8 protein-coding genes are annotated in these 9,596 nt (G+C 30.8%); 3 read left to right on the forward strand and 5 right to left on the reverse strand.

All coding sequences use genetic code 11. The features are described from left to right. Nucleotide 1: 1 nt before the first annotated feature. The 3 genes from SJY34_RS02755 to SJY34_RS02765 all read right to left on the reverse strand — a co-directional run bounded on the left by SJY34_RS02755 (nt 2) and on the right by SJY34_RS02765 (nt 3,580). Nucleotides 2-1,465 (reverse strand): gliding motility-associated C-terminal domain-containing protein, encoded by a 1,464-nt coding sequence (locus SJY34_RS02755; protein ID WP_400078686.1) that lies wholly within the window; start codon nt 1,463-1,465, stop codon nt 2-4. 75 nt (nt 1,466-1,540) lie between these two features. Next, nucleotides 1,541-2,854 (reverse strand): hypothetical protein, encoded by a 1,314-nt coding sequence (locus SJY34_RS02760; RefSeq protein ID WP_400078688.1) that lies wholly within the window; start codon nt 2,852-2,854, stop codon nt 1,541-1,543. A gap of 273 nt (nt 2,855-3,127) precedes the next feature. Continuing rightward, a complete protein-coding gene (locus tag SJY34_RS02765) occupies nt 3,128-3,580 on the reverse strand; it encodes a hypothetical protein (RefSeq protein WP_400078689.1) in 453 nt (150 codons plus the stop codon). 531 nt (nt 3,581-4,111) lie between these two features. On the opposite strand from SJY34_RS02765, the gene SJY34_RS02770 reads away from it, so the two are divergent. Further along, nucleotides 4,112-4,720 (forward strand): hypothetical protein, encoded by a 609-nt coding sequence (locus SJY34_RS02770; RefSeq protein ID WP_400078691.1) that lies wholly within the window; start codon nt 4,112-4,114, stop codon nt 4,718-4,720. Between the two features lie 39 nt (nt 4,721-4,759). Here the strand turns inward: SJY34_RS02770 and SJY34_RS02775 are convergent, their stop codons facing one another. Both SJY34_RS02775 and SJY34_RS02780 read right to left on the reverse strand, forming a co-directional pair. After that, the gene (locus SJY34_RS02775) at nt 4,760-5,485 is read right to left on the reverse strand and encodes a hypothetical protein (RefSeq protein WP_400078693.1); all 726 of its coding nucleotides are present in this window, start codon (nt 5,483-5,485) and stop codon (nt 4,760-4,762) included. Nucleotides 5,486-5,491: 6 nt separating this feature from the next. After that, complete coding sequence (locus SJY34_RS02780) at nt 5,492-5,914, reverse strand: MarR family winged helix-turn-helix transcriptional regulator (protein ID WP_400078694.1); 423 nt, start codon at nt 5,912-5,914, stop codon at nt 5,492-5,494. 206 nt (nt 5,915-6,120) lie between these two features. On the opposite strand from SJY34_RS02780, the gene SJY34_RS02785 reads away from it, so the two are divergent. Next, nucleotides 6,121-7,851: a patatin-like phospholipase family protein gene (locus SJY34_RS02785; RefSeq protein ID WP_400078696.1), complete on the forward strand. Its 1,731-nt coding sequence runs from the start codon at nt 6,121-6,123 to the stop codon at nt 7,849-7,851. Between the two features lie 316 nt (nt 7,852-8,167). Further along, nucleotides 8,168-9,520 (forward strand): tetratricopeptide repeat protein, encoded by a 1,353-nt coding sequence (locus SJY34_RS02790; protein ID WP_400078698.1) that lies wholly within the window; start codon nt 8,168-8,170, stop codon nt 9,518-9,520. Nucleotides 9,521-9,596: the final 76 nt, after the last annotated feature.

Genomic DNA, 9,596 nt, shown 5'->3' on the forward strand with positions numbered 1-9,596 from the left:
TCTATTTCACTATGGTTATTGAACCTTTTTTAGTTTCTGAATTTTGTGTTGTTATAATATAATAGTAAAGAACATTAATGCTTGTTAACTCTACTTGATTCTCAGGCCAATTGTTTTCATATGCTATAGTATGAAATACTAATTGTCCTCGCTCATCTAAAATTTTAACTTCAGTATTAGTACCAGTAACATATGCCGCAGGTAATACCCAAGTATCATTTATGCCATCTCCATTTGGACTAATAACATTCGGGATATTTTCTATATCTGGAAAAGGGTCTTGAGCTTCTTGTATTATGAAATTGTATTCTATCGAAGCTTCACACCCTACAGTTTCATTTATTATTACCTTATAGTTTCCAAACTCTGTAGCTTCATAAGTTCCATCGGTCGCAGTGTCAATTAATACATCATCTTTATACCAAACAAATTCTGGGCTATTGGCTGTTGTCGTCACAAATACCATTAATGATTCATCTGATAATATTTGGTTGACTTCATTTACATTTATTGAACTATCAAATATTTCACTTTCTAAATCTATTGAACCAGAAGCAGAACAATCTCCTAAATTTACTTGTACTGAATAAGTTCCTGATTCAATTGTTTGATACATTTGATTAGTAGCATCTGGTATAATAACTCCATCCTTATACCATTGATAGGAATTTCCACCAATTGTATTTAAAGTTGTAGCACCTTGCTCCGGGCAAAATGGATTCCCTAAACTAGAAGCTATGGTTGCGTTGGCCTCGCCAGCAACTGCCTCACTAATAGTTACACGATTAGAAAACGAATCTGAAGTACAGCTACCATAATTAGTTTCCACAAAATAGGTCCCTTCACTATTAACAGCTAATGTTGGGCCATCTGCAACGAAAACTGATGTTGTTTGGCTTGTTTCTTTATACCATTTAAAGGTAAGGTTTGGGTAGAGTAGAGGAGAGTCATTAGAACCTGAGCCTGGATTGTCTATTGTTAACAAATAACTTCCACCAGTACAATATGCACCAGTAGATACTAAGTTGTTTATTGTAAACGGTGAATCTTGACTTTTAAAATAAGCAGCAAATGGTACTGATCTAGAACTTGTTGCATTAGGAGCACTACTTTTAATTCTAATTCGATAGTTTTCGCCAGCTGTATCCTCTGGTATAGAAAAATCTAATGTTGCTGGAGATGTGGTAATGGCACCTGCAGCAGATATAAAAACTGTGGTAGGGCTTGAAAAATCACCATCAGCATCAGATAGTTCTATGCTAAATTGATTAGCGGAACTAACACTAGACTCAGGTGAAAATATAAATGTCGTACTATATGTATTAAATGATTCACTAGCACAAGCTTGACTAAAACCAAGATTTGGTGTACCAATAACTATTTGCGCAGTAACCTGTTCTTGTAGAAAAAAAACAAGAAAAGATACGACACATAATAATCTCTTTGCGGTAGTAAGAAAAAGCATTTAGTAGGTTTTAATATAATTTATTCTATAGTTTGGGGTCTATTCTGTTTTTGGGGTCAAATTAGGAGCATCATTTTAGTGTTTTTCGTCTTGTACAACTTCGTTGGAAGCAAATATTTTATTGATTCTTAATCTATAATCTGGACGTTTGTAATTCTCTGAATTGATAAAGGTTTCTGAGTCCGGGCCTTTAGAATATACATTATCAAAAGCTCTGCTACCATACCAACTTTCTAAGTCGTCGTTATTGGCATATTCATTTCTAAAAATATTACCATTACAATTATTAAAGTATGAACGTGTAAATTTAATCTTCGCTAAATTTTCATTGTTGATTGCAATTTTACTATCTAAAATTATAGCAGGATTAAAACCAGAAATCACACTTTTGTTAATGCTAACAGAAACGTCGGGACCAATATATATAGCTTCTTGCACTAAGCCAACGCTAATATCCCCTTTTAAATCATTGCTTATATTTATAAGTGTTAGATTTTCTGCATTAACAAATGTTTCTTTTGAAGTATCAGTTTCTTCTTTAAGGTCGTAAGAACTAATGTACAGGCATCTCGATCCGTCTGGACTAGATATATAAGGTGACCTTACAGCCAATGAATTGACAAGATTACACCTTACACCATAATTAAATTTATAATCATTTTCTTTAGATCTAAATGAAATAGCCTTTTCTATCACAACTTCTCCTCCAAGTATATTAAAAGAATTTCCTTCACTATAACTTACCATTACATTTGATATGGTTGTTTTAAGACCAACACCAGCTAAGGTAATTCCACTAAAATTTCCAAATTCTTTAGTTTTCTTACCCGCAAACTCAACTCTTACGTACTTTAAGATACCAGAGTTACTATATAAATCATCACCACCATAACTTATAATCTCTGTGGATGAAGGACTTAAGCCATAGTTTAATGATGAAACTTTTCCGAGTGAATTGATTGGAGCACTACCGAGTATAAAAAGCCCTCCCCAATCACCCTGTTTTTTATCGGGTCTACTAGATGTAAAAATGATTGGATCTGTAACCGTTCCTTCTGCAATTATCTTGGAACCTTTACTGATAGTTAAAGAACCTTTGGTTTTAAAATCACCAATAATAACTGTACCAGGTTCTATAGTTAGTATTGTACTATCCGTTACGAAGACATCACCCAATAAAAGATAGGTGTTTCTTTTGTACAAGGTTGTATTTGATGAAATATTTCCGCTGAGTATTTCAGTAGGTTCACTATAATCAGCCTTATTGGGTCTAAAATCAGTCCAAGACTCTAGCCAATTATCATAACCAGTAATTCCTTTTTCTTGTTGTGCAGGCAGATTGCCAAACACTAAAAAAAGTAAAAGCGTAGTCAGAGTAATTTTATTCATAGTCGTTTATTTTATATTTTTTTAGATAATGGGCTTTTAATCTATGACACCAAACATATGAACTATTCCTATGAAATACAAATAATATCGATGAAATACAATATATAATACAAATAACAAGTTTTTTCTTACTTATATTTACATTTTGTCGATTTTTTTATTTTTTCATGTCTTAGAGTAATTATTCAAGTTGGCGCATTAATGATAAAAAAAAACCTTGATATATAAATACATCGAGGTTTTTAACAATACATAAGCAACATTTTGATCTAACTAATCTCTTTTGAAATCCTCATAGGTGTGCAATGATTTAAGAGTGGACTCATAAAATAGAATTGCAGCTATTAAATCTGAAGTATCAGAATAAGGCAATATTTCTTTTTGAAACTCAATAGTACTCTCAAAATAATCATCGGAGGCTTCAATATTTTCTTTTAAGGCTTTCTTGTTGTCCTTCGTTTCAGGAATTCCTAAGGATTCCATAGTAACTCCCGGCTTAGTGGCGAACGCAATATTTGGCAAAATATTTACAATAACTTCGATACGCTCAATATATAAAGTAAGTAAATCACCTTTTGGCTTCTTTTCTAGTTCTTCTCGGCTGTGGTATTTAGATATGTTTACTTTACCACTAATTATGCTCTGAGACACCTCTTTTTTTTGAGCATAACCCATAGTTATCATTAGAAAAAAAATGGCACTAAATACGGTAAATTTGGTTTTCATTTTTAGTATTTTAAATTAATCATGATGGAGCAAATCTATACAATTATTTAAAAAAACCAACTTTATTTGAGCATTTTTTGCAAAACTATTTTCCGTATGAAATGCAAATATTACAGATAAACTGCGTATTTACTGGATAAAAAGCGTTTTTAACCGATGAATTGCTAATGGGTGTTTTTAACGCATTTTGTCTTTTTAGACAATAAAAATGGTGTAAAAAATGACACAAAATTATAATATAAAATTATTCTATGGCTCTACTTTAAAAATTTTAGATAAGTGATTAACGCAAAAAATTTAATAAATTCTTACTCTATTGAATTCATATGAATTACAAGTCAATTAGACGAATCTATATGAGAATATTCATTTCAGTTTTTATATCCATGATATAATTGAAATATTTATGTATTTCATCGTAATTATTTGAGTCAATTTTCAGTTTATCCTAAATATTTAGCATTGGTAAGATTTTTATGAGATTATAGAATAAATAGTTGAAATTTGGTAACACCTAAAATTGTTATCCTAATGAAAAATCTTATTACGTTCTTTTCCCTAATATGTTTCTGCAGTGCATTTAGTATTGCTTTAGCACAAGAGTCATCATCAGATTCAGATTTTAACAGTCCAATTTATGATCGTTCAGAAGAATTTATAAATAATACGGATACTATTCCAGATTATAGATCTAAAACCAATAAATTAAAATTAACAGGTACTATTTATCAAGCCGATGGTACAACACCAGCTAGTGATGTCATCTTATTTATAGAGCAACCAAATGAAAATGGTGATTTTGAATTAAGAAAAACAGGAGATGAGCGATACGTTTTGCACAGAAGTTGGGTAAAGACTGATACGGACGGAAAGTACACAATTTATACTTTTATTCCTGGAAATGATAGAAGATACAACCAGCTTCAACAAATATTTCCAATGGTGAAAGAACCATCTTTGCCAGTATATCAATTAGACACATTTCTTTTTGATGAAGATCCATTATTAACTGAACGTTGTCGTAAAAGAATTGCTAAAAAGAGTGATACCTCAAGAATTCTAACTCCAAAAGAAAAAGATGGAATTTTGGTAGCGCAACACGATATAGTCTTGAGTACTGATAGAGTCGCTTCAAATTAGTACTTTTTTTAAAATAAGTTATAATCAAGTCTTGAATTATTATTCAGGGCTTTTTTTTGAGTTATTTTTTCCTGATAATTGAATAATTGAAAATACATGAACAAATACTGCTAGCGGCATTAAAAATCCTGCAACTAATATGTATGGAAATTTTACAATCTCCATAGGTGCTAATGATATTTCACTTCCCCAAAGTGAAGGAATAAATATTGTAGTTATAAATAAACCAATAATTGATGCAAGAACGACCAAACCTATATAGTTCCATATTAGTGCGACCTTTCTCGGTAATTTCTTTGCATTAAAAACTAAATAACCAATTATTGGTGCCGTAAAAGCAAAAACCATATCATAATTATAACCTTCAATGGTAACCTCAGGGTGTAAGAAACCTATACCAACTGTAGCCACAAAAAGCAGTTCTACAAAGATTCTAAACGATTGAAAGTAAACAGCCCAAGATTCTGGGATCACTGAGAACATCTTGCTTTTTCTATTTTTATATAACACAATACCTGTGAAGGTAAAGAGTGGGAAAATTACGAAAATTGGAAATCTAGGTGGAAAGCTAAAGTTTTCAAGAAGTCCAGATTTAGTTATCAAGAACACATATATAAACCAACCTAGAATCCCTAAAGCCAGATAAGTAAGATTTTTATTTATTGTTTTAGAACCCTTGTTAATTTTCTTTAATGCATATTTATATACAAATAAAATTATCAGAGACATTAATAAAGTCAATAAAATGTATCCAGCTTCTATCATAGTATTTTATTTAGTTAGTTTATTGTAAATAAGATCAAATGCATGCTGACCTTCCGGTTTTAAAATTGAATTTACCTTTTCCATGGCCTTATTCCATTCAGGGATCACATCCTCTAATAGTTTTTTACCTTTAAGCGTTATTTCTATTTGTCTTGAATTTGTCTTTTGAAGTAATTTAGCCTGTAATAAACGTTTCATATTCCGACTAACAGAAGACTTTTCTAAATATAATACTTCAGATAATAAACTTTGTGATACAATCCCTTTCTTAGACGTATAAAACAAAATACTTAACTGACTATTCGTTAATCCGAAATTAGATATGTGATCTCTAAAAATATTTGATATAATCCTGTCTATTCGCATAATTCTTCCTGAATAACATGTGATAGGATTACAATTTTCTAGTAATGGAAATTCAGTATTCATAGAGTAAAGGTAATCAATATAGTTGTATATACAACTATATTTTTGTAGCTTTCATTTTATAAATTTAGATACTAAAAACTGTTTCTGTTTATTAAAATATTATACCTTTAAATATTCCCTTACTAATTTCTTGTTATTGCCTTACTAAAATTATCTTGTTTAATTATTAGGCTATCAGATAGGCTAGCTGTAAACGATATATTATTATGAGTAAACAAACTTTTTATCTTGGGTTGTCTATGGCAGGAGCAGTGTCTGCAGGTGCATATACTGCAGGTTTTATGGATTATATATTAGAAGCACTCTCAGAATGGGAAAACGCTAAAAAAGAGCAAGCCAATAATCCAGATAGTAATATACCAAAGCACAATGTTATTATAGATGCTATTGGCGGAGCTTCAGCAGGTGGTATGGTAGGCATGATTTCTACTTTAGCCATGTGTTCTGAAAATTGGACACCTGTTAAAAAGGTATCTAATGTAAAAACAGGAAATATTCTCTATGATAGTTGGGTCTTCTTAGATGATGATATGGATCTTTCTAATGGCTCAAATGCTAGTAAGACCACATTTGAAAAAATGCTCGAAACCTCAGATATAGAAGAAAAAGGTGCTCCATCTTTATTAAATTCTAAGCCCATAGATAACATTGCTGAACGTGTTTTTAATGACTTACCAACTGATGCAAGTATAAGTAAATTGCCTAATTATATTTCTAAAGATTTTAGATTATTGATTACGTTAACAAGCCTTAGGCCATTAGGATACAATCTTAAAATGAGTAGACTACAATCTAAGTTTTTGGATGAGACTCCAGGACATCATGTGAATAGTCATGATATAGTTGCTCATTTTAAACTGAACTATAATGAAACTGAAGATAAGGGAAAGTATTTGCCTTTTCAGCCACACGAAAAGCTTTCAAGAGATTTTTTAGCCAAAGTAACAAAGGCCACCGGAGCATTTCCGCTTGGTTTGCAATCTCGTTATTTTGATGCTGAGTTTTCTTCAGATTATTTAAACTATAGTCTCAGAGCTAGAAAGTCTTTTAATACAGAAATGGATGTCGTAATTAATCCAGAGGAGACATCAAAATTTCAATTTACGGCAATCGATGGTGGTACGATTAATAACGAACCTTTTGATGAAGTTTTACGTCATCTGATATCAAAACATGGAGAACCCGACAAAAAGAATCCAAAATATGGAACCATACTCATAGACCCATTTCCTAATTTCTTTGAAGAGAAAATTACCACTCAACCAAACTATAACATTTCGAGTATTATGGGTGTTCTTGGAGGCCTAGTACCTACAATTCTTAATCAAGCACGTAATAAGCAAAATGACACTTATGATGTAGGTTTATTTAAATTAATTTCGTTTCCAAGAAAGTTAAAACCAGGAGCAAAAGAATTAAGAGACCATCCACCATTGGCAACAGGTGGAGTGGGAGGATTTGGTGGATTTCTTGACGTAAAATTCAGACAGCACGACTTTTTCCTTGGGAGAGATAACGCCAGAAATTTCCTTAGAGGTTTTCTTTTTCTAGAATATGATAAAGAAGATCCTAATAATCTTTTTCATGGAGTCAGTGATAATGCATTAAAGAGTTTTCAACGAAAGATAGAGCAAGATGATGGAAGTGAGAAAATCTACATGCCAATTATTCCTGATATTAATAAATTAAATGGAGATACCAATCCTTCTAAATATGAAGTTGATGACTTTCCGAAATTCAATACAGAAGCATTTAAAAAACTCGAAAAACCAATAAAGAATAGAGTCAAAGCAATTTTAAAAGCAGAACTCAAAGGCAAAATAGGTAATTGGTGGTTAAGACAAGGAATTTCACTTTTTAGAGGGAGAATCTCTAAAAACATAGCTAAATGGGCTATGGAACATATTGAAGCCGATTTTAAAGAGCGAAAGATGTAGTACACATTTATCACTGTTTACAGTGAAAAGATACTTAAAAATTAAACTAACTTTGTGTTTTATAATTAATTTATATACACTTAAAAAATTGTTTAGTTCAAAAATTAGTATAATCGTTTATTTAGTTCTGTTATCATTATATAGTAATACTCTAAATTCTCAAATTAATAATGAAAACTCAGTTCATTTCGCACAGGAGAAAACATCATATTATCTAAAAACTTTACAAAAGTATTATTCTAATGGCGAATACGAATTACACAAAAAATATAGCGACTCACTTTTAATAATAGCTAAGGATCATAACTTAATTAAAATGCAAGTTTTAGCTTTAACAAACCAAGCTATATTCTATAAAAATAGAAGTGAACGACTAAAAGCAATTGAGTTATATCACCAGGCCTTAGAATTATGTGAGCAAATCCCTGAAGATTTTCGTTCTAAGATTATTGTATTGGTTAATATGGGTAATATTTATAATGATATTGAATCTTATGACAAATCAATTTCTTATCTAAAAAATGTATTAGAACTGCTCGATACCTATGAAAATTCTGATAGAATACGTGCTGCGGCTCTTATTGGTCTTGCTAATAATTATGTGAAAAACGAGAATTATCAAAGTACCATAATTTATGCTAAGAAGGCTAAAACTCTAGGTAAGAAAATTAATAATGAAGAAATTGTTTTATCAGCTATTAACAATATAAGTAATGCTCATATTGGATTAAAAAACTATCCAAAAGCTATAGAAATTAATGAAGAGGCAATTGAACTTTCATTAACCAATAAACCTATAAAAAAAAGAGCTTCATTTCTATTGAATAACGGAATTGCATACTTTCACTTACAGAAAATAGATACGGCTCTAGAATATTTAAATTCGTGTAAAATATTATGCGAAGAAAAGCAATTGCTAGAAACTCAGATGTTCGCCCACGAGTATTTGGCTAAAGTGTATGAACAAAAAGGTGATTATAAGGCCTTTGTTTATGAACAAAAGAACTATGTCAAACTTAGAAATAAATTTCTGAAAGACAAAAAGGATGCATCTAATGCGGATTTAAGTAATGAAATACTTCTCAAGAGCAATGAATTGGCGGAGAACAAACAAGAATTGAGCGAAGTAAGTAGAACGAAAGATGGACTGCTCATTACAGGAATTGGTATAATACTTTTATTAATTATAATATTTTACTTTTCTATTAAACGTAAGGAAAAAATAGAATTAAAACATGAAGACCTTAAAGCAATTCCAGAGATAAATAAAACCAATACAACTAATTTAAAACCCTATCAGAATTCATCACTTACTTCAGAAAAACGCCAAGAGTTAAAGAAGAAAATTATTGATTTCATGAAAGAACATAAGCCGTTCCTTAATTCTGAGATGACCCAATCAGATTTGGCAAAAGAATTAGGTCTAAGTAGTAATCATTTCTCAGAAGTTTTGCACTATAATTTTAATCAAAACTTTTACAATTTCATTAATTACTATCGCATCTTAGAAGCACAAAAATTGATGATGAGTCCAGACTATGAAGACGCAAAAGTTTTAAGTATTGCATTTGATTCTGGCTTTAAAAGTAAAACATCTTTCAATCGTGCATTTAAAAATTATACATCAATGACACCATCCGAATTTCGAAAAAAACAGGTTAAAAAGTAAAAAAATCCGACAAAAAGAGTCTCACTCACTAAAATGGTACATTTAATTTACCTAAAATGCCTATAATTGTAGTAAA

Source organism: Winogradskyella sp. R77965 (assembly GCF_044594915.1).
Classification (GTDB): Bacteria; Bacteroidota; Bacteroidia; order Flavobacteriales; family Flavobacteriaceae; genus Winogradskyella.